General features: G+C 54.8%; 17 protein-coding genes, 2 tRNA genes and 1 other RNA gene. 19 read left to right on the top strand and 1 reads right to left on the bottom strand.

The window, feature by feature from the left end; all coding sequences use genetic code 11:
- Nucleotides 1–36: 36 nt before the first annotated feature.
- The 6 genes from guaB (at nt 37) to purD (ending at nt 6534) form a co-directional block, all read left to right on the top strand.
- Nucleotides 37–1488, top strand: coding sequence for an IMP dehydrogenase (gene guaB / locus KP626_RS01120; protein ID WP_395977525.1), 1452 nt, complete (start codon nt 37–39; stop codon nt 1486–1488).
- Between the two features lie 63 nt (nt 1489–1551).
- Nucleotides 1552–2049: a 5-(carboxyamino)imidazole ribonucleotide mutase gene (gene purE / locus KP626_RS01125; protein ID WP_395977528.1), complete on the top strand. Its 498-nt coding sequence runs from the start codon at nt 1552–1554 to the stop codon at nt 2047–2049.
- A gap of 10 nt (nt 2050–2059) precedes the next feature.
- Nucleotides 2060–3091: a phosphoribosylformylglycinamidine cyclo-ligase gene (gene purM / locus KP626_RS01130; RefSeq protein ID WP_395977530.1), complete on the top strand. Its 1032-nt coding sequence runs from the start codon at nt 2060–2062 to the stop codon at nt 3089–3091.
- Complete coding sequence (purN, locus tag KP626_RS01135) at nt 3088–3717, top strand: phosphoribosylglycinamide formyltransferase (RefSeq protein WP_395977532.1); 630 nt, start codon at nt 3088–3090, stop codon at nt 3715–3717. Before purM ends, purN begins: the two co-directional genes overlap by 4 nt.
- 1 nt (nt 3718) lies before the next feature.
- A complete protein-coding gene (gene purH, locus KP626_RS01140; RefSeq protein WP_395977534.1) occupies nt 3719–5263 on the top strand; it encodes a bifunctional phosphoribosylaminoimidazolecarboxamide formyltransferase/IMP cyclohydrolase in 1545 nt (514 codons plus the stop codon).
- Between the two features lie 17 nt (nt 5264–5280).
- The gene (gene purD, locus KP626_RS01145; protein ID WP_395977536.1) at nt 5281–6534 is read left to right on the top strand and encodes a phosphoribosylamine--glycine ligase; all 1254 of its coding nucleotides are present in this window, start codon (nt 5281–5283) and stop codon (nt 6532–6534) included.
- Nucleotides 6535–6615: 81 nt separating this feature from the next.
- On the opposite strand, the gene KP626_RS01150 is transcribed toward purD, so the two are convergent.
- The gene (locus KP626_RS01150; protein ID WP_395977538.1) at nt 6616–7143 is read right to left on the bottom strand and encodes a DUF4364 family protein; all 528 of its coding nucleotides are present in this window, start codon (nt 7141–7143) and stop codon (nt 6616–6618) included.
- A gap of 141 nt (nt 7144–7284) precedes the next feature.
- Here KP626_RS01150 and KP626_RS01155 point away from each other — a divergent pair.
- The 13 genes from KP626_RS01155 to KP626_RS01215 all read left to right on the top strand — a co-directional run bounded on the left by KP626_RS01155 (nt 7285) and on the right by KP626_RS01215 (nt 19393).
- A tRNA-Val gene (locus KP626_RS01155) sits at nt 7285–7360 on the top strand.
- A gap of 366 nt (nt 7361–7726) precedes the next feature.
- A non-coding RNA gene (gene ssrS, locus KP626_RS01160) (6S RNA) lies at nt 7727–7908 on the top strand.
- A 14-nt stretch (nt 7909–7922) separates the two neighbouring features.
- Nucleotides 7923–7996, top strand: a tRNA-Gln gene (locus KP626_RS01165).
- A 415-nt stretch (nt 7997–8411) separates the two neighbouring features.
- Complete coding sequence (locus KP626_RS01170) at nt 8412–10712, top strand: hypothetical protein (RefSeq protein ID WP_395977540.1); 2301 nt, start codon at nt 8412–8414, stop codon at nt 10710–10712.
- Between the two features lie 66 nt (nt 10713–10778).
- Nucleotides 10779–11195: a nucleoside recognition domain-containing protein gene (locus tag KP626_RS01175; RefSeq protein WP_395977542.1), complete on the top strand. Its 417-nt coding sequence runs from the start codon at nt 10779–10781 to the stop codon at nt 11193–11195.
- Nucleotides 11196–11207: 12 nt separating this feature from the next.
- Nucleotides 11208–11690 carry a nucleoside recognition domain-containing protein gene (locus KP626_RS01180; RefSeq protein WP_395977544.1) on the top strand — a complete coding sequence of 161 codons (483 nt, stop codon included), beginning with the start codon at nt 11208–11210 and terminating at the stop codon, nt 11688–11690.
- Nucleotides 11691–11816: 126 nt separating this feature from the next.
- Nucleotides 11817–13139: a trigger factor gene (gene tig / locus KP626_RS01185; protein ID WP_395977546.1), complete on the top strand. Its 1323-nt coding sequence runs from the start codon at nt 11817–11819 to the stop codon at nt 13137–13139.
- A gap of 62 nt (nt 13140–13201) precedes the next feature.
- A complete protein-coding gene (clpP, locus tag KP626_RS01190; RefSeq protein WP_395977548.1) occupies nt 13202–13786 on the top strand; it encodes an ATP-dependent Clp endopeptidase proteolytic subunit ClpP in 585 nt (194 codons plus the stop codon).
- A 13-nt stretch (nt 13787–13799) separates the two neighbouring features.
- Complete coding sequence (clpX, locus tag KP626_RS01195; protein ID WP_395977550.1) at nt 13800–15080, top strand: ATP-dependent Clp protease ATP-binding subunit ClpX; 1281 nt, start codon at nt 13800–13802, stop codon at nt 15078–15080.
- A 154-nt stretch (nt 15081–15234) separates the two neighbouring features.
- A complete protein-coding gene (gene lon, locus KP626_RS01200; protein WP_395977552.1) occupies nt 15235–17544 on the top strand; it encodes an endopeptidase La in 2310 nt (769 codons plus the stop codon).
- A 12-nt stretch (nt 17545–17556) separates the two neighbouring features.
- A complete protein-coding gene (gene yihA, locus KP626_RS01205) occupies nt 17557–18174 on the top strand; it encodes a ribosome biogenesis GTP-binding protein YihA/YsxC (protein ID WP_395977554.1) in 618 nt (205 codons plus the stop codon).
- A 56-nt stretch (nt 18175–18230) separates the two neighbouring features.
- On the top strand, nt 18231–18680 hold the full coding sequence (locus tag KP626_RS01210; protein WP_395977556.1) for a hypothetical protein: 450 nt from the start codon (nt 18231–18233) through the stop codon (nt 18678–18680).
- Between the two features lie 14 nt (nt 18681–18694).
- Nucleotides 18695–19393, top strand: coding sequence for a metallophosphoesterase (locus tag KP626_RS01215; RefSeq protein WP_395977558.1), 699 nt, complete (start codon nt 18695–18697; stop codon nt 19391–19393).
- Nucleotides 19394–19431 lie beyond the last annotated feature (38 nt).

A 19431-nucleotide genomic window follows, 5' to 3' on the forward strand; every position in this document is an offset into this window, starting at 1 on the left:
TCTGAAAGTACAAAAAAGCGGAAGAGGGGGATGGAAATGGCAAAGATTTTGAAAGAGGGCCTGACCTTTGACGACGTCCTTTTGGTGCCTGCCAAAAGCGATGTAATTCCCAAGGACGTGAACCTCGGCGTGGAGTTGATCCCGGGCATCCGTCTGCTGACGCCCTTGATGAGCGCTGCCATGGATACCGTTACTGAGTCCCGTCTGGCCATTGCTATGGCCCGCGAAGGCGGCATGGGGGTTATCCACAAGAACATGAGCATTGAGCAGCAGGCACAAGAGGTGGATCGGGTAAAGCGCTCGGAGCATGGCGTGATCACGGATCCATTTTTTCTTTCTCCCGACCATACCATTGATGACGCCAACCGGCTAATGGCCCACTACCGGATTTCCGGTGTGCCCATCACTGTGGAGGGCAAGCTGGTGGGCATTCTCACCAACCGGGATTTGAGCTTTGAGGACGATTATTCCCAGAAGATTAGAGACGTGATGACCAAGGATCGCTTGGTGACTGCTCCCGAGGGAACCACTTTGGATCAGGCTCGGGAGATTCTCCGCAAGCATAAAGTGGAGAAGCTGCCAATCGTGGACGACAACTACATGCTCAAGGGCCTCATTACCAAGAAGGATATCGACAAGCTGCTGCAATATCCCAACAGCGCAAAGGACGATAAGGGCCGCCTGCTGGTGGCCGCAGCCGTAGGCATTGCCAAGGATACCCCCGACCGGGCGAAGGCCTTGGTGGAGGCTGGCGTGGATGTGTTGGTTATCGATACCGCACATGGCCATAGCCGCAACGTCATTGAAATGGTGAGAACCATTAAGGGGATGTTTGATATACCCGTCATTGCGGGGAATGTGGCTACTCCGGAAGCGGTACGGGATCTGGCGGCTGCCGGTGCAGACTGCGTCAAGGTGGGCATCGGACCCGGCTCCATTTGCACCACTCGCGTGGTGGCCGGCGTGGGGGTTCCCCAGGTGACCGCCATCATGGATTGCGCCGAGGAGGCCGATAAGCGGGGCATCCGGATCATTGCCGACGGCGGAATCAAGTATAGCGGCGATATCGTAAAATCCATTGCTGCCGGCGCCAGCGCCGTTATGCTGGGCAGCCTTTTGGCTGGAACCGAGGAGAGCCCTGGAGAGATGGAAATCTATCAGGGCCGCAGCTATAAAGTGTATCGGGGTATGGGCAGCCTGGGCGCCATGGCCAAGGGCAGCAGCGATCGGTATTTCCAGGACGCCAACCAGAAGTTTGTACCGGAGGGCGTAGAGGGGCGAGTACCCTTCCGAGGAGCTCTTTCCGAGACCATCTACCAGTTGGTGGGCGGCCTTCGTTCCGGCATGGGCTACTGCGGCGCTCCTGATATTGAGACTCTGCGTACCAAGAGCACCATGGTGAAGATCACCGGAGCGGGATTGCAGGAGAGCCATCCCCACGATGTGTATATCACCAAGGAAGCGCCCAATTATTCCACCAACCGCTAACGAGAAAACAAGCCTGCTTACCCAGGCTTGTTTTTCCTATTTTTTATTGAAGGGGGAACCAATATGACCAAAGTTGCGGTAATCATGGGAAGCGATTCGGACTGGTCCGTGATGGAAAAAGCCGTGTCCACTTTGAAATCCTTCGGCGTGGCCCCCACGGTGCGGGTGTTGTCCGCCCACCGTACTCCCGACGAGGCCGCAGCCTTTGCGGCATCAGCCCGGGAAGAGGGATACTGCGCTATTATTGCCGCCGCGGGCAAGGCTGCGCATCTGGCGGGAGCAATGGCCGCGCACAGCCAGCTACCTGTCATCGGCGTACCCATCGCATCTGGAGGCCTGGGAGGGCTGGACGCCCTCTTGTCTACCGTCCAGATGCCGCCGGGGCTGCCCGTAGCCACCGTGGCCATTGACGGCGCCGCCAACGCCGCCATCCTGGCGGTACAGATCGGCGCCTTGAGCGATCCACAGCTGGCGGAGCGCCTGTCCGTCTATCGCAAGGAGATGGGGGATAAGGTTTTACAGAAGGACGCGGCCATCGGGAAGTTGGCCGAGAAGCTATAAGGAGGACCCAATGGCAGAGCATTATAAGGATGCTGGCGTGGATGTTCACGCTGGATATGACACGGTCAGACGCATCAAAAGCCACACCGCCAGCACCTTTAACGAGGATGTGCTGAGCGGCATTGGCAGTTTTGGAGCCTTCTATTCCATTGGCCGGTATGGAGATATGAAGGAACCGGTTCTGATCTCTGGTACCGATGGCGTTGGTACCAAGCTGAAACTGGCAATGGAGCTGGATATCCATAACACCGTGGGCCAGGACTGCGTTGCCATGTGCGTCAACGACGTGGTGTGTCACGGAGCCAAGCCTCTATTTTTTCTGGATTATTTGGCGGTGGGTAAGCTGTTTCCACATGTGGCGGAGCAGATCGTTGCCGGAGTGGCCGCCGGCTGCCGTATGGCGGGTTGTGCCCTCATCGGCGGAGAGACCGCTGAGATGCCGGGCTTCTATCCCGTGGGGGAATACGATCTAGCTGGATTTACCGTGGGCATCGTGGATAGAAAACGGGTCATTGACGGTAGCGCCATCCAGGAGGGGGATGTGATTCTGGGATTGGCCTCCTCGGGGGTGCATAGCAATGGATTCAGTTTGGTACGGAAGATCATGGGGGATGATAAAGCCAGCCTTTCTGCCTATAGTCAGGAGCTGGGCGCCAGAGTGGGAGAGGCCTTGTTGACCCCGACCCGTATCTATGTGAAACCCGTTCTATCGGCCATTGAGAAGGTGGAGGTTCACGGCATTGCCCATATCACGGGCGGTGGGTTCATCGAGAATATTCCACGTGTGATTCCCGATGGGCTTTGCGCTAAGATCGATCTTAAGAGCATCCCCATGCCGCCTATTTTCCAGATTCTGCGGCGCAAGGGGGAGATTCCTCTGATGGAGATGTATAACATCTTTAACATGGGAGTGGGGATGGCAATGGTGCTTCCCCCGGATCAGGTCGATGGGGCCGTGGCGACTTTGTCCGAGAATGGCCAGGAGGCCTTCCCCGTGGGCGTTATCGCCCGAGGCCAGGAGAAGGTGGAGCTGCTTCCATGAAAAATATCGTGGTATTGATCTCGGGTGGAGGAACCAATCTCCAGGCCCTTTTGGACGCTGTGGCGGAGGGACGTCTTTTGGCCCGGATCAGTGGAGTGATCAGCAGCACTAAGCACGCCTATGGCCTGGTACGGGCTGAACATGCCGGTATCCCAACCCGGGTGATCAGCAAGCGGGCCTATCCCGACCCTGTGGAGCGGGACGCCGCCATGCTGACCGCCTTACGGGCTTTGGAAGCGGATTATATTGTGCTGGCGGGGTATATGTCCATTTTATCCCCTGAGATCATTGGTCTATATAAAAACCGGATTGTGAACATCCACCCCTCCTTGATCCCTTCCTTCTGCGGCAAGGGATACTATGGGTTGCATGTTCACGAAAAGGTGCTGGAATACGGCGCCAAGGTGACGGGTGCTACCGTGCATTTTGTGGATGAGGGGACGGATACCGGCCCCATTATCCTGCAAAAAGCGGTTTCCGTTTTGGACGACGATACCCCGGAGATCCTGCAGCAGCGGGTACTTCGGGTAGAACATGAATTGCTGCCGCTGGCGGTAGCCCACCTGGTGGAGGGCCGCATCCGCGTAGAGGGGCGCAAGGTTACCATGGAAAGGATGACGGACTGAGATGAAAAAGAGAGCGTTTTTGAGTGTATCCGATAAGACCGGAATCGTGGAATTCGCCAAAGATCTGGTGGACTTGGGCTATGAGGTCATCAGCACGGGGGGGACCCAGCGGGCCATTGGTGAGGCAGGGGTGCCTGTTACCAACGTCAGCGATATCACTGGTTTTCCGGAGTGCTTGGATGGCCGGGTTAAGACCCTGCATCCTGCCGTCCATGCGGGCATCCTGTTTATGCGGGACAACCCCAGCCATGTAAAGCAGATGGAGGAGCTGGGAATCGCGCCCATCGACATTGTGGCGGTAAATCTCTACCCCTTCCTGGAGACCATCAAAAAAACCGGGGTTTCGTTTGAAGAGGCCATTGAAAACATCGATATCGGAGGACCCACCATGCTTCGCGCTGCCGCGAAGAACCATAAGGATGTGGCGGTCATTGTGGATGCATCCGACTATGCCCGGGTGATCGGCTGTCTCCGGGAGGAGGGAGAGGTGTCCTATGAGGTAAAGCGGGATCTGTGCAAAAAGGTCTTTGAGCATACCGCCGCCTATGATGCGCTCATTGCCCAATACCTCCGCGGTGTGACCGGCGCGGGGCTGCCAGACGACTTTACCATGACCTATCAGAAGGTTCAGGAGATGCGCTACGGCGAGAATCCCCACCAATCCGCCGTGTTCTATAAGGAGCCACTGACTCCCGCTGGATCCCTTGCCATGGCAGAGCAGCTCAACGGCAAGGAGCTAAGCTTTAACAACATCAACGATACCAACGGCGCGCTGGATCTGCTCCGGGAGTTCCGGGAGGAGAAGAAGGCGGTTGTGGTGGCTGTAAAGCACGCGAATCCCTGCGGCGTGGGCATTCGGGATACCTTGGCTGACGCCTACAATACTGCTTATGAGGCGGATCCCGTGTCCATCTTTGGGGGCATTGTAGCCTGCAATAGGAAGGTAGACGCTGAGACGGCCGCTGCCATGGCAAAGACCTTTTTGGAGATCATCGTTGCGCCTGACTATGAGGAGGAAGCCCTTGGGATCCTGCGGAAGAAGAAGAACCTCCGGGTACTGAAGCTCCCGGCCATCTGCGATCCTCTTCCGGCTGGCGCTCTTGATATGAAGAAGGTGCTGGGAGGCCTTCTGGTGCAGGATATGGATCGGGAGCTGTATCCCGAGCTTAGGGTGGTTACCCGCCGCCAGCCTACGGAAAAAGAGTTGGCCGACCTGGAGCTGGCGTGGCGTATTGTGAAGCATACCAAGAGCAATGGCATTGCCATTGCCAAGGATGGCCAGAGCCTGGGCATTGGGCCTGGCCAGGTAAACCGGGTTTGGGCGGTGGAACAATCCATCCAGCGGAGTGGGGATAAGGTCAAAGGCGCCGCCTTGGCATCCGACGCCTATTTCCCCTTTGATGACAGCGTACGAGCCGCAGCCGCTGCGGGCATTACCGCCATCATCCAGCCTGGCGGAAGCATCCGGGACGAGGATAGCGTAAAAGCCTGTGACGAGCTGGGTATTGCCATGGTGTATACCGGCATGCGGCACTTTAAACACTGATCATCTGGAGGTCAGATATGAAGATATTGGTCATTGGCGGCGGGGGACGGGAACACGCCGTAGTGCGGCAGCTTTATGCGGAGGGGGGCCACGAGCTTTACTGTGCGCCGGGAAACGGCGGCATTGGGGCTCTGGCAACCTGCGTGGATATCGCTGCCACCGATGTGGACGCCATGGTGGCCTTTGCACAGGTAAAGGAAATGGATCTGGTGGTGGTCACGCCGGATGATCCCCTGGCGTTGGGTATGGTGGATCGATTGAATGCCGTTGGGATTAAGGCATTTGGCCCCACCCAGGCCGCCGCACGGATTGAATCCAGCAAAGCCTTTAGCAAGGCGCTGATGAAGAAATACGGCATTCCGACCGCCCAGTTCCGGGTATTTGACGAGCCTCAGGCCGCCAAGGACTATATCGGAGAGATGGGGGCGCCCATCGTGGTGAAGGCCGATGGCCTCGCTCTTGGAAAAGGGGTCTTTGTTTGCGGTACCGAAGAGGAGGCCGAGGATGCCGTAGACGAGATCATGGTGAAACGGGCCTTTGGCGCCTCCGGAAGCCGGGTGCTCATAGAGGAGTGCCTTTTCGGACCGGAAGCCTCCCTCCTATGTTTTACCGATGGCAAGGCAGTGGTCCCCATGCCGGCGGCTCAGGATCATAAGCGGGCCTACGATGGGGATCGTGGTCCCAATACCGGAGGGATGGGGGCCTTTGCGCCTACGCCAAAGATGACGCCCTCCCTTTTGGATCGGGTGATGCAGGAGATCGTTTATCCAACCGTCCAGGCCATGGCTGCGGAGGGATGTCCTTTTAAGGGCGTGCTGTACTTCGGCTTGATGCTGACGGAACGCGGCCCCATGGTCATCGAATACAACAGCCGGTTTGGGGATCCCGAAACCCAGGCGATCCTGCCGCTGTTGAAGACGCCGCTGTCGCAGGTGATGCTGGCTGTCATTGAGGAACGGTTGGGAGAGATGGAGGTCGCCTTTTCCCAGGAGAGCGCCGTCTGCGTGGTGCTGGCCTCGGGAGGGTATCCTGGGCCCTATGAAAAGGGAAAAACCATCCATGGAATCCAAGAGGCTTTGGCGGAAGGAGCCATCGTCTACCACGCAGGAACGGCTCTTTGCAAGGACGGATACGCTACCGCGGGAGGCCGGGTGCTGGGGGTTACGGCGGTGGAGCCCTCCCTGGAGCAGGCCATACACAGAGCCTATGAGTATGTGGATTTGATCTCCTTTGCGGGAATGGAATACCGAAAGGATATCGGTAGAAAATAGGTCCATAAAAAATATGCCCGGCATCTGCCGGGCATATTTTTTATGCAAATGGTTGAGATGATAAAAGCTACTCATGCCGCGTCAATGATTTAAGATGGGGGAGAGGATGGCGGAGTAGGCTGCGGAGGCGGCATTCTGCCAATTTTTGCAGACCACATCGGCTTGGGCGGAGCTGGCTAATTCGATCTCCACGCGGAAGATGGTATGTCCGTTTTCCACAATGGATAGCTCAGCCAGATAGCGGTCTTCACCAATCTTATGATAATCGGTGATGTATTCCGACTCCTTTCGGGCCATAAGACGAATGGAGTCACGAACGCTATCCAGATCCTGGCGCATGGAAAGAGGAATTTCCTTTTCAAAATGGGCGAGGGTACTAAGTCCGGTCTGGGAAATCTCATAGGTATTTCTGCCCTGCCCGTTAAGTTCCAGCACCAGACCGCTCTCTAGCAGATCAGAAAGGGCCTCTGAAAGGATAAACTGATTGATCCACGGAAGGACATCCAAGGCCAAAATCACTGCATCCCGGCTTAGGGGAAGAGCGACTGCCCGAAATAGATATAAGAGACAAAGCTTTGCGCGGGTGAGTTCGTCTACCACAAAGGGCATGGGTATTCCTCCATGTGGGAGCGCGTGGCGCGATCCCGGTAATCGATAGGAAAATGATACACCACCGGGAACCGGAACGCAAATCAAAGAAAAGTTAAACTTGCATTCTCCTTGGTTTTATGTATAATTAACTTTGCGTGCGGGCGGTTAGCTCAGTTGGTAGAGCATCACGTTGACATCGTGGAGGTCGCTGGTTCGAGTCCAGTATCGCCCACCAACGGCTGGAATCGCAACCCATTTTGAGGGTTGCGATTTTTTGTTGCCCGGAAGGCAGGGAATCCTAAGGGTGTCTGGGATGAGACCGCTGTTTAAATGGGCCCGTCTTGGGATTTATCCACAGCCGGGATATTTTTGGGATACTGCTTTTATCGGTTGAAAAATTTTTGTTATATTCTATTGGCGGTTGGATACAATAGGTTTTGTCGCCATAGGGGAGACGCACGTGGCGTCGGGGAAGCCGAGAACGTAAAACTGGCTTTTCAAAATCCGAGACTTTTCCAACGAAAATGGTGTTGACAAGAAAAGTCCCTTTGCATATACTAAGAGATGCTCAGCGGGAAATCGCTGGAGCATGGGTGAGTAAAAATTCCTTGGGTGTTTGTTACGCTCCTTTTTTAAACCCACATCGTTACATTGGGAGCCCGGAGTCCAGCCATCAAGTACGGCATGCGCGCTGCGAGCGTGAAGGCGGAACGAGGCGGCAGGGCACCCACCTGCCAGAGCGGCGGGTTGTAATCTGGGAGCGGACGGCACCTAGGGTATTTTATGAGGACAACCATAGCGGAATGGTGTAACGGTAGCACCTACGACTCTGACTCGTATTGTTAAGGTTCGAATCCTTATTCCGCTGCCATAGCGGCCAAGCGCCGCAGATTAATTCGCAAACTGCTGTTGCGGTTTGCGAATTTTTTTGTTTTCCATCCAACATTTTTCAAGGGTCATTCCATGTTCCTAAGCCATGCGTTGGTTGCGACAATCCTTTCGGATCCGTTTTACCAGGATATCTAGGGTACCGGGACTTCTGTATCCATCCGCAGATATGAGTAAATCTGCGGTCCTAGGAAAAAATAGGGATTGAAGGGTGGTGCGCCATGAATCGCAAAACTGCGGAAGTGAGGGAAAGAGAGGGTGAAACCAACGCAGGCTGTGGGGAGCGCGTGTCCAAAATGGTTTTTGTTAGTCTCTCCTTTGGGGTGTCGTTACGCAATGTACAGCGGCTGGTAAAAAAAATGCGGCGCGAAAACCGACGGATTACGATGGCAGAAGGGATGCTCTTTCGTAATGGTCCGGAATTGCTGTCAATTCTGCGGAAACAAAAGGGGGCGGGCAAGCGCCCGCTGCGTCGGATCGAAAGCGGCGAGGAAGCCGGAAAAATACGCATCCATGCCCTGACAGAACGATTGGTATCCGAAACGCCGGAGCTGACACAGGAGCGGGTGTTGGAATACTTTACAGCTTATATAAAACGGGGAGGCACGCTGGATTACTGGGAGTGGAGAAGCATCCCTATGGCATTGACCGCCGTATTGCTGGCCAGGATCGATTCAATGGCATCCCAGTTACAGCAGATCTCCGCCGAGGAACAAGCCATGAAGCTGGAGGAGCCCCTTCGGGTTCATCTGAGATCCCTTGCATGGGCGAACGGATGGGACGTTATTCCCATGATGGAGGCGCTTTATCGCGTAGCATGCCTCTATGAGACGGATATGATCTATCCTCGGATGGAACGGGATACCCGAATAAAATACCTGGAGATCACCGCTGAGATGGCGCGGTGGTCCGGCAGCTCGGAGGAGAAAGTGGCGGCCATGGCGCTGGAAGGAGGAAAGCTAGGGGACAGGTTGTTGGGAGAGGAGGCAAAGGATTTTTGCCGCCGTATTGGCTCCCCCTGGTGGCCCAACAGGCAGCGCAGGCGTTGGAATCTTGTCCTTGCGGTGGTTCCATTGCTCGGCCTGTGTTGTTCCGCGGTTCTGACTGGATACGCCATATGGAAAGGAGGAAACCTCCTTGAGGTGCTTGCCGCTTTTTTCCTAGGCGGCGTGCTCTTTTTCTGTCTCTTAAACCGCTTGGCCGGATGGATACAGTCCTTTGTGTTATCTCCAGCTTTTGTGCCAAGGATGGCGGAAGTAGCTCCCACCGCCCGGGACCGACTGTTGGTGGTGGTTCCAATCCAGGGGGAAACCCCGCAGGAGGCGGAACGGGGCTACCAAGCCCTTTGCAGTCACTACCACAGGCTGGGATCCCAGAATGTGGATTATCTCCTGCTATGGGACGTGCCGCCTGACGACCGGATTGTGACGGAACGGGATGAGGAGGCGTTTACCAGGGCGCTTGACGTCATGGAAGAATGCAACCAGAAATACAGCCCTTGCTTTTATCTTGCGGTACGGTACCGAGAATACAACCGGAGGGAAGCGCGATGGCAGTGCTTTGACGGCCGCTTAGGGGCGGTTTCCGACTTAAACCGGTATTTGTTGGGCGAGCGGCGAGAAGGGATCCGTTTATTGGGACCAAAGCTTTTGACGTCTCCCCGCTATGTGATGCTGCTGGAGTCTGATGTCCGTATGAAACGGGAGGGGTATCTGGCGCTTTATAATGCCATGAAGCATCCGGTCAATCAACGGATGGGATATTTGGTTGTAGAGCCGCGTATGGCGGCTCGAAATACCGAAAGAGGCCCCAGATTGGCTCGTATCCTAAGCGGAAAATCGATGCTTCCTTCCGCCGCTGGACGGGATATGGATCGGATGGGTCGAAGTTTGGAATTTTCCGGAAACGGCATCTATGACCTGGAAAAATTCCATGAAGCCACCTTTGGCGCCATCCGCCCCGATACCCTGATTAGCCCTCGTCTGGTCTATCCGCTTTTCTGTAAAACCGCGTTTCTTAGCGATGTGACGGCGTATGGCGGATTTCCTGGTCGGTATTCCCTTTGGCTCAACCGGCTCCACCGTAGGATGCGGGAAGCTTATTTACAGCTTCCCTATGTATTTGGAAGACGGGGCGCTCATCCCAATTTTGCTGTGAAAGCAAAAGCGGTTTGGGACGTGGCGGAAAGTCTTTTGCCATTGGCGGCTTCCCAGTTTTTTGTGGTTTCCACCTATTCGGCGGGGAATCCATGGCTATATGCCGCGGTCTCCTTTGCTCCTTACTGGATTCCGGCGCTGATTCAGGGGGTTAGCCTGCTGCTGTGGCCCTTCCTTTCCTGGAGAAATGGGAGCGGCTCCTCAAAAGGACTTTGGTATGGCATTCAGCGAGAGGGGATTGCTTTTATACTCTGCGCCTTTGAAACTGCGCTTTCTCTGGACGCTGCATGGCGAACGATCTATGGCATGGCAGTGCATAAACCGGGCACGGTACGCTGGATCACCTTGGAACAGGCGGGAAAAGGCAACGCTTTTACGCTGGGGGGATACTTCCGTCTGATGTGGGCTGGTATTGCCTTTAACGCTATCCTGGTGGTGGGAGCGCTGTATAATGGACGATTGTTTCCTGCCCTCACCGTGGCTATTTTATGGAGTTTTGCCCCCTTAGTAGCTATATATTTGGACGGCGGAGCAAAAGGATAGCTGGATTGCGGTGTTCGCATTGTGCTGGGGAGCATTCTCCTGTATAATCCAACCGGGGGTGTTTGGATGGTTACACTGCAAACGCTGCAGCGCGGCGGAATGGCCAGCTTAAAGTCCGTATTAAAGATGGCAAAATATCTGGTTCCTTCCATCTTTGTGGTTCGTTTGCTGGTAAATCTGGGCGGTATGGATTTGATCGCTCGGTTCATGTCCCCGGTGATGGGATTGTTTGGCATGCCGGGAGAAGCCGCTTTGGCGCTGATCTTGGGGCAGGTAAGCCTGGCCTCTGGCATTGGCGCGGCAGTGGGCATGGGCCTTACGGTAAAGCAGCTGACGGTGCTCAGCGTTTTTTATAGCTTTTGTCACAGCTTGATTATGGAAACCGGCGCGCTGGGAGGAACGGGCTGTAAACCCTGGATGATCGCCATCATTCGGGTGCTGACGGCTTCTATCATGGCGCTGTTGACCAATCTGATACTCTAGAAAGGGGAAGCGATGGAGATACTTTGGATCAGTCTTCAGGAAACCCTGACCATGTCAGTGAGCACCCTTTGGAAGGTTTCCATCATTTTGGTTCCTCTGACCATTGGTGTGGAGATCCTAAGAGACCTGGGATGGCTGCCCAAGATTGCAAAATGCCTGACTCCGGCCACCAAACTGCTGGATCTGCCGGGAGAGGCGGCCATCGGTATCCTGGTGGGCATGCTCAGCGGAGTGATTCATACCGCTTCCTTTGTGGACGCGCAGAAGGCCACGCTAAAGCTGTCTCAGGTGCAGGCCAATACCATCTTCATTTGGATGGGCTTAACCCATGCTCTATTTAACGAGGCCGCTTATTATACCGGATTGGGCATCAACATTCCCTATGTAATGATCCAACGTTTTTTGGTGGGGACCGCAATTGCTTATTGCTATATGCTGGTGATCCGCGTTCGGAAAAAACAGCGCATGGAGGAGCAGGAATCCACCGCGGCCTAAGGACCTTTATAAAAGGCGAACATAAGGCGAAAATCGGATGCGCAGGCCGCTTGCGAACCGGGAACAATTGTTATATAATACATTATTGTCTAAAATTGTATATAAAACTTGGAGGTATCGATAGATATGGCATCCACCGTTGAGAAATTGGCAAAGAGCCGCGTCCGCATTGAAGCTACCGTAGAAGCCCAGGATTTTATGAAGGCCATTGAGACGGCCTATCAGAAGACCAGAGGGCGTTATGCCGTGCAGGGGTTCCGTCGCGGCCGTGCCCCCAGGGCCATTATCGAGCGGTTCTACGGCAAAGAGGTGTTTTACGAGGACGCCATTGAGGAGCTTTGGCGGGATGCTTTTGAGAGCGCCATTGCGGAGCATGATTTGAGCGTTGTATCCGCTCCTACCGTCAATGTACGCCATGCGGTGGAGGGAGAACCCGTTACCCTCATCATGGAGTGCGCCGTCTATCCTGAAGTAAAACTGGGCCAGTATAAGGGCGTGGAGGTTGTGAACATCGTGCCCGAGGTTACCGATGAGCAGGTAGAAGCAGTCATTGAGCGGGAGCGAAACAACTTGGTTCGTTATATCGAGGCGGACAGGCCCATCGAAAACGGCGATCGGATCACCTTCGATTATAAGGGCCGGGTCGGAGAGGAATACTTCGAGGGCGGCGAAGCCAAAGGGGCTCAGCTGGACATTGGCTCCGGCCGGTTTATCCCCGGATTTGAGGAAGCGATGATTGGCATTCCCAAGGAGGAAGAGCGGGAGATCTCCGTTACATTCCCCGAGGAATATCATGCGGAGGATCTGGCGGGGAAAAAGGCGGTCTTTGAAGTTTTGGTTCACGAGATCCGGTATCCCGAATATCCTGATGTGGACGATGAATTCGCCAAAGATGTCAGCGATTTTGATACCCTGGCTGAATGGAAAGCCGATATTAAGGAAAACATGCTAAAGGACGCTCAGCGCCGTGCCACCGCGACCATGCAGAACGAGGCTTTGGGCAAGATCGCCGACGGCTGCGAGATGGAGATCCCCGAGATCATGATTGAGGGACAGATCGACCGCCTTTTAGAGAATCTGCAGAACCGGCTGGCCTATAACGGCCTGACCCTGGAGATGTACTGCCAGTACGCCGGCGTGACCCTGGATGATCTTCGGGAGCAGAACCGGGAGGAAGCCCAGCGCCGGGTGAAGAACCAGGTTGCTCTGGACGAGGTCACCAAGGTGGAGAACATCACCGCTACTCCCGAGGAGATCGCGGCCAAGACCGCGGAGTATGCCCAGTATGTGGGCAAGAGCGTAGAGGAGTTTGAAGCTTCCGCCAGCGAGGATGAGAAGAAGTACCTGGAGGAGGATGTAATCATCGATAAGACCCTGGATTTCATCCTGGAAAATGCCGTTAAGGTGGACGCTCCCCAGGAGCCCGTCCAGGAGGAAGACAAGAAATAAGTTCTCTGGTATAATCCATAGGTCAAAAATTTGATACTATATCATAAGGGAGGTACGGGGAAATGGCATACGTGCCCATCGTTGTGGAACAAACCAACCGGGGGGAGAGAAGCTACGACATCTACTCCCGCCTTTTACGGGATCGTATCGTATTTTTAGATGGAGAGATTGACGACCATGTGGCCAGCGTTATCGTAGCACAGCTGCTGTTCTTGGAAGCGGAGGATCCCGATAAGGACGTGATGCTGTACATCGATAGCCCCGGTGGATCGGTAACCGCCGGCATGGCCATCTACGATACCATGCAGTATCTGAAGTGCGATGTGTCCACCATCTGCATCGGCATGGCCGCCTCCATGGGGGCATTTCTTCTGGCGTCTGGCGCCAAAGGCAAGCGGAAGATCCTTCCCAATGCCGAGGTGATGATCCATCAGCCCCTGGGAGGGACCCAGGGCCAGACCACCGATATCGCGATCCACGCGGAGCGGATGATCCGGATTAAAAACCGCATGAATGAAATTTTAGCACAGCGTACCGGGCAGCCTTTGGAGAAGATCCAGTCCGATGTGGAGCGGGATCATTTCCTAGAGGCGGAAGAGGCCAAAGAATATGGCCTGGTGGATGAGATCATCCCCCCGCGGCGCTAAGGAGGATAAGGGATTGTCCAAAATCGAGGACGTAAACAAGATTAAATGCAGCTTCTGCGGAAAGGCCCAGGAGCAGGTGCGCCGGATTATCGCGGGACCAGGAGCCTACATCTGCGATGAATGCATTGAGCTTTGCGTGCAGATCATCAACGAGGACTTCGCGGATCACGTGGACTTTGATCTTACAGAGGTCATGAAGCCCAAAGAGATCCTGGAGCACCTGAATGAATATATCATTGGCCAGGACGCCGCCAAGAAGAGCCTCTCGGTGGCGGTTTATAACCATTATAAACGCATTGGCGCGGACACCGATAAGGACGTAGAGCTTCAAAAGAGCAACGTCATCATGCTGGGGCCCACCGGCTGCGGCAAAACCATGTTTGCGCAAACCCTGGCTCGTATTTTAAACGTACCCATCGCCATTGCCGATGCGACCAGCCTTACGGAAGCTGGCTATGTGGGTGAGGACGTGGAGAATATTCTGCTAAAGCTGATCCAGGCTGCCGATTACGATATCGAGCGGGCGGAGCGGGGAATTATTTATATCGATGAGATCGATAAGATCACCCGGAAATCCAGCAATCCCAGCATCACCCGGGATGTTTCCGGGGAGGGAGTACAGCAGGCTCTTTTGAAGATCCTGGAGGGTACCGTTGCCAGCGTACCGCCTCAAGGCGGGCGGAAGCATCCACATCAGGAGTTCATCCAAATTGATACCAGTAATATCCTGTTTATTTGCGGCGGCGCCTTTGACGGAATCGATACCATCATCGAGAACCGGCTAGGGAAAAAGACCATTGGCTTTGGAGCCGATGTGAAGTCTACCGAGAAAAAGGATATCGGCGAACTGCTGCGGCATATTCTACCGGAGGATCTGCTGAAATACGGGCTGATTCCCGAGTTTGTGGGCCGCTTGCCCGTCATCGTTACCCTGGATGCACTCTCGGAGGAGGCTTTGGTCGATATCCTTGTTAAGCCCAAGAATGCGCTTGTGAAGCAGTACAAGAAGCTTTTGGATATGGACGGTGTGCAGCTGTCCTTTGAGGATGACGCGCTGCCTGCCATTGCCCATATGGCCATGGAGCGGAAGACCGGTGCCCGGGGGTTGCGCGCCATCATGGAGAACATTATGATGGACGTGATGTTTGACATTCCCTCTCAGGAGGACATCGGGCAATGCATCATTACCAAGGATGTGGTGGATGGCAAGGGCAAACCCACCCTTTTGCCCAAAACTCATCAGGTTCGCCAGGCAGCTCTGCCCAAACGGGCGGTAGGAGACCTGGATTCCTAAGCTAACCTGTATAAAAAAGAGGCCAACGGGCCTCTTTTTCAGCGGATGTCATTCCAAGCCGCGGAGGGTCGCAGATTAATTCCTCCGCGCCCCAGGAATGACATTTTGATAGACGGCCGGTTTGACCGGAACCGAATTTTTCGGAGGTGAAAGAATGGAAGCGATCACCTATCCATTGATTCCATTGCGGGGAATCTGTATTTTTCCCCATATATCCGTTCCATTTGATGTGGGCCGGGAGAAGTCCCTGGCGGCCCTTAGTGATGTCATGGGTCGGGATCAGTACGTGGTCCTCTGTACCCAGAAGGATATTCGGGATATGGACCCGGGGCTGGACGATCTCTATGAAGTGGGCACCTTGGCGAAAATCATGCAGGTTCTGGCGTTGCCAGGAGACAATATCCGCGTTATGGCCGAGGGGATCAGCCGGGTACGGATCCAGCGCCTTGCGTCTGAGGAGCCTTTTCTAACCGCCGAGGTAACGTTACTGGAGGAAACCGACCGGGAACCGACTCTGGAGGAAGAGGCCATCATGCGCTCCATCACCGAGCAGGTCCAGGAATACAGCCGGGTTTCCAGCCGAGCCAATAACGATACCCTTTTGAATATGGCCGGCATTACTTCGCCGGGCTGGTTTGCGGATTTGATTGCCTATGACCTGATCCATCGGACGGAGGATAAGCAGGAGATTTTAGGGGAGTTGGACGTCCCTTCCCGGCTGATGCTGCTAATGGATATCCTCAAGCGGGAGACGGATATCCAGCGCATTGAAAAGCGGATCAGCAACCGGGTGCGGGGCCAGTTGGACCGTTCACAGAAGGAATACTATCTGCGGGAACAGATCAAGGCCATCCAGACGGAGCTCGGGGACAAGGACGCCGCCGGGGAGGTAGAGGAGCTGCGGGAACGGGCAAAGGCGCTGCCGCTTTCCGAGGAAGCCCAGAAAAAGGTGCAGAAGGAGCTGGATAAGCTAGCCCGGATGCAGCCCGGTTCCCCTGACGCTTCGGTGAGCCGCAACTATGTGGATTGGATCCTGGATCTGCCCTGGGGAAATTATACCCAGGACAATCTGGATCTGGGAAATGCCGAGGCCATCCTAAATGAGGATCATTTCGGCCTGGAGAAGGTGAAAAACAGGGTACTGGAATATCTGGCTGTACGCACCTTAAAGCAGGATATGAAAGGCCCTATTCTGTGCTTCGTGGGCCCGCCCGGCACCGGGAAGACCAGCATCGCCCGGAGCATTGCCCGGGCAATCGGCCGGGCATTTGTGCGGACCTCTTTGGGGGGACTCCGGGATGAAGCAGAGATTCGCGGTCATCGCCGTACCTATATCGGGGCGATTCCCGGGGCTATCATCTATAACATGAAACAAGCGGGGACCATGAATCCGGTCTTTCTCTTTGATGAGATTGATAAGATGAGTTCGGATTTTCGCGGCGATCCCGCCAGCGCTATGCTGGAGGTACTGGATCCGGAGCAGAACAGCACCTTCCGGGATCATTACCTGGAGCTGGAATTCGACCTCAGCAAGGTGATGTTCCTGGCCACCGCCAACAGCGTGGACACCATCCCGCGGCCCCTTTTGGATCGGATGGAGATCATCGAGGTCAGTAGTTATACCGAGGAGGAAAAGGTGGAGATCGCCCAGCGCCATCTGGTAAAAAAACAGTCGCAGGAGCACGGTATCCAGCCCGGTCAGCTGACCATCAGTAAAAAAGCTCTGACCGATATTGTGCGCTACTATACCGCTGAAAGCGGTGTGCGGAACTTGGAGCGGACCATTGCCCGAGTCTGTCGGAAGGCTGCTCGGGAGATTGTAGACGGCGCCGCAACCCCTGTTCGAGTTACCGGAAGAAACCTGGGGAACTATCTGGGCGTTCGCCGCTATCTTTCGGATGAGCAGAAGCGAAAGGCCGAAATCGGAGTCGCCACGGGTTTGGCTTGGACCAGCATCGGCGGTACGACGCTGTCCATCGAGGTGAGCGCCATCCCAGGGAGCGGGAAGCTTCAGCTCACGGGCCAGCTGGGCGGGGTAATGAAGGAATCCGCCCAGGCGGGCTTAAGCTATATCCGCTCCCGGACGGAAGAACTTGATTTGCCTCAGGATTTTGCTGAAAAGACCGATATTCATATTCATATTCCAGAGGGGGCGGTCCCCAAAGACGGCCCCAGTGCAGGTATCACCATGGTGACGGCGATGGTATCGGCTCTCAGCCGTCAGCCGGTTCGAGGGGATCTTGCCATGACAGGGGAGGTAACCCTCCGGGGTCGGGTGTTGCCGGTGGGCGGCATCAAAGAAAAGATGCTGGCCGCCCACCGTATGGGGATTGAGGACATCCTATTGCCCAAGGAAAACCTGAAGGATTTGGAGGAGTTGCCTGCCGCCATCCGGGATGCCATGTCCTTTACCGGAGTGGAGCATATGGATCAGGTGCTCAAGCGGGCCATCATAAGGCCATAGCGGGGGAAGAGTATGCGCATCACCAAAGCGAAGCTGGCGAAGACGGTCTATCAAACCAGTCAATACGAGGATTTTTCCATGGCGGAGATCGCTGTGGTGGGACGAAGCAATGCCGGAAAAAGCAGCCTCATCAATAAGCTTTGTAACAATGGCAAATTGGCACGGGTATCCTCGGAGCCCGGAAAGACCCGCAGCATCAACTTTTTTCTCATCAATGAGGAGCTGATGCTGGTGGATCTCCCGGGGTATGGATTTGCGCGCCGTAGCGCTGGGGAGCGTCAAAGCTGGCAGCAGCTGGTGGAAGGTTATTTTACGGTGACCCAGCGCTTGCGCCACCTTTTCCTGCTCTGTGATATCCGCCATGCACCCAGCGCTGGGGATCTTCAAATGGTGGAGTATTTGAGGTTTTATCGTATTCCCTTTACCTTGGTGGCCACCAAAGCCGATAAAATTGCCAAGAGCAAGCGCAAACAGGCGGCGCGAAGTGTGGCCTCTGCCATTGGCACGGAGGACTTTGTGGCATTCTCCGCAATGGATGGGTATGGGATGGAAGAGCTCTTGGATCGAATCGGGAAGATATCTGAAAATGAAACGGCTTTTTATGGCCTACAAAATACTGTTGACAAATAAGGAAAAAAAGCATATTTATTTAGAAGAATCTTCTTGCGGGAGTGTTGAAAAAGTCCATGAAATTGATGAGATGCCCCAGATGTGAGCTGAACTACATGCGCTCGGACGCCCAGTACTGTGATATCTGCCTTGCTGAGCTGAAAAGCCTTAAGAAAAAGACGGCAGTGGTGGAGGAGCCGACGGTGGAGATCTGCCCGGAGTGCAATGAGAATCCGGTGGTTCCTGGGCAGGAGCTTTGCAAGCTCTGTTTATTGGAGAAGAAACGTCTGGAGCTGGCGGAACGCCGCAAGGAGAAGGCTGCCGACGAGGATGCGGCTATGGAGGATGACGTCCTGGACGATGAGCTTATGGAGGAGGAGATTCCCGTTCCCGATGATGATCTTCCCCTGGATGAGGAGATGGAGGAAGAGCTGGAGTTTGATGAGGATGAGGACGAGGAATTTGAGGATGAGGAATTCGACGATGGATATGGAGAGGATGAGTTCGGCGAAGAAGAGCTGGACTGATCTCGTGCTGCGATATGGCTGTTTATGCGATCGCTGACCTGCATCTGTCGGATTCTATGGATAAGTCCATGGACATCTTCGGCAAGCATTGGGAGAACCATGCAGACAAAATCGAAGCGGCTTGGAGAGAGTTGATTTCCTCCCATGATACGGTTTTGATTCCGGGAGACATCAGTTGGGCCATGAAGCTGTCGGAGGCACAACCCGACCTGGACCGCATCGGCCGTCTACCGGGGGAAAAGTACATGATCCGCGGCAATCATGACTACTGGTGGAGCTCCATCAATAAAGTGCGGAGCGTCCTTGCGCCGGGGCTTCATGCTATTCAGAACGACAGCTTCCTTTTAGCGGATGGAACTGCCATCTGCGGTACCCGGGGATGGATTGTTCCGGGAGCGGCTGCCTATGAACAGGATGATGAGAAGATATATCTACGGGAGGTCGGACGGCTGAAGCTTTCCCTGGATCACGCAAGGGACCGGGGTGCAGAGCGGATTATTGCTATGACCCACTATCCGCCCTTTAACGACCGTCAGGAGCCCAATGAGTTTACTCGCCTTTTTACCCAGTATGGGGTGGAACAGGTGGTTTACGGCCATCTCCACGGCGTTGGGGGCGTGTCCTATCGCGTAAAGGAGTTGGATGGAGTTCAATATAAGCTGACCAGCTGCGACTATCTACGTTTCGTGCCGGCTTTAATTCGGGAAGAATAGATGGATATGAAAAAAGCCCAATCCTTAGGGATTGGGCT

Origin of the sequence: Christensenella sp. MSJ-20 (assembly GCF_044357945.1) — a bacterium.
Taxonomy (GTDB): domain Bacteria; phylum Bacillota; class Clostridia; order Christensenellales; family QAND01; genus QAND01.

Bases quoted from the DNA above. Each gene is read 5' to 3' on its own strand.
- guaB (WP_395977525.1), top strand. From the start codon at position 37: ATGGCAAAGATTTTGAAAGAGGGCCTGACCTTTGACGACGTCCTTTTG.
- purE (WP_395977528.1), top strand. From the start codon at position 1,552: ATGACCAAAGTTGCGGTAATCATGGGAAGCGATTCGGACTGGTCCGTG.
- purM (WP_395977530.1), top strand. From the start codon at position 2,060: ATGGCAGAGCATTATAAGGATGCTGGCGTGGATGTTCACGCTGGATAT.
- purN (WP_395977532.1), top strand. From the start codon at position 3,088: ATGAAAAATATCGTGGTATTGATCTCGGGTGGAGGAACCAATCTCCAG.
- purH (WP_395977534.1), top strand. From the start codon at position 3,719: ATGAAAAAGAGAGCGTTTTTGAGTGTATCCGATAAGACCGGAATCGTG.
- purD (WP_395977536.1), top strand. From the start codon at position 5,281: ATGAAGATATTGGTCATTGGCGGCGGGGGACGGGAACACGCCGTAGTG.
- KP626_RS01150 (WP_395977538.1), bottom strand. From the start codon at position 7,143: ATGCCCTTTGTGGTAGACGAACTCACCCGCGCAAAGCTTTGTCTCTTA.
- KP626_RS01170 (WP_395977540.1), top strand. From the start codon at position 8,412: ATGCTCTTTCGTAATGGTCCGGAATTGCTGTCAATTCTGCGGAAACAA.
- KP626_RS01175 (WP_395977542.1), top strand. From the start codon at position 10,779: ATGGTTACACTGCAAACGCTGCAGCGCGGCGGAATGGCCAGCTTAAAG.
- KP626_RS01180 (WP_395977544.1), top strand. From the start codon at position 11,208: ATGGAGATACTTTGGATCAGTCTTCAGGAAACCCTGACCATGTCAGTG.
- tig (WP_395977546.1), top strand. From the start codon at position 11,817: ATGGCATCCACCGTTGAGAAATTGGCAAAGAGCCGCGTCCGCATTGAA.
- clpP (WP_395977548.1), top strand. From the start codon at position 13,202: ATGGCATACGTGCCCATCGTTGTGGAACAAACCAACCGGGGGGAGAGA.
- lon (WP_395977552.1), top strand. From the start codon at position 15,235: ATGGAAGCGATCACCTATCCATTGATTCCATTGCGGGGAATCTGTATT.
- yihA (WP_395977554.1), top strand. From the start codon at position 17,557: ATGCGCATCACCAAAGCGAAGCTGGCGAAGACGGTCTATCAAACCAGT.
- KP626_RS01210 (WP_395977556.1), top strand. From the start codon at position 18,231: ATGAAATTGATGAGATGCCCCAGATGTGAGCTGAACTACATGCGCTCG.
- KP626_RS01215 (WP_395977558.1), top strand. From the start codon at position 18,695: ATGGCTGTTTATGCGATCGCTGACCTGCATCTGTCGGATTCTATGGAT.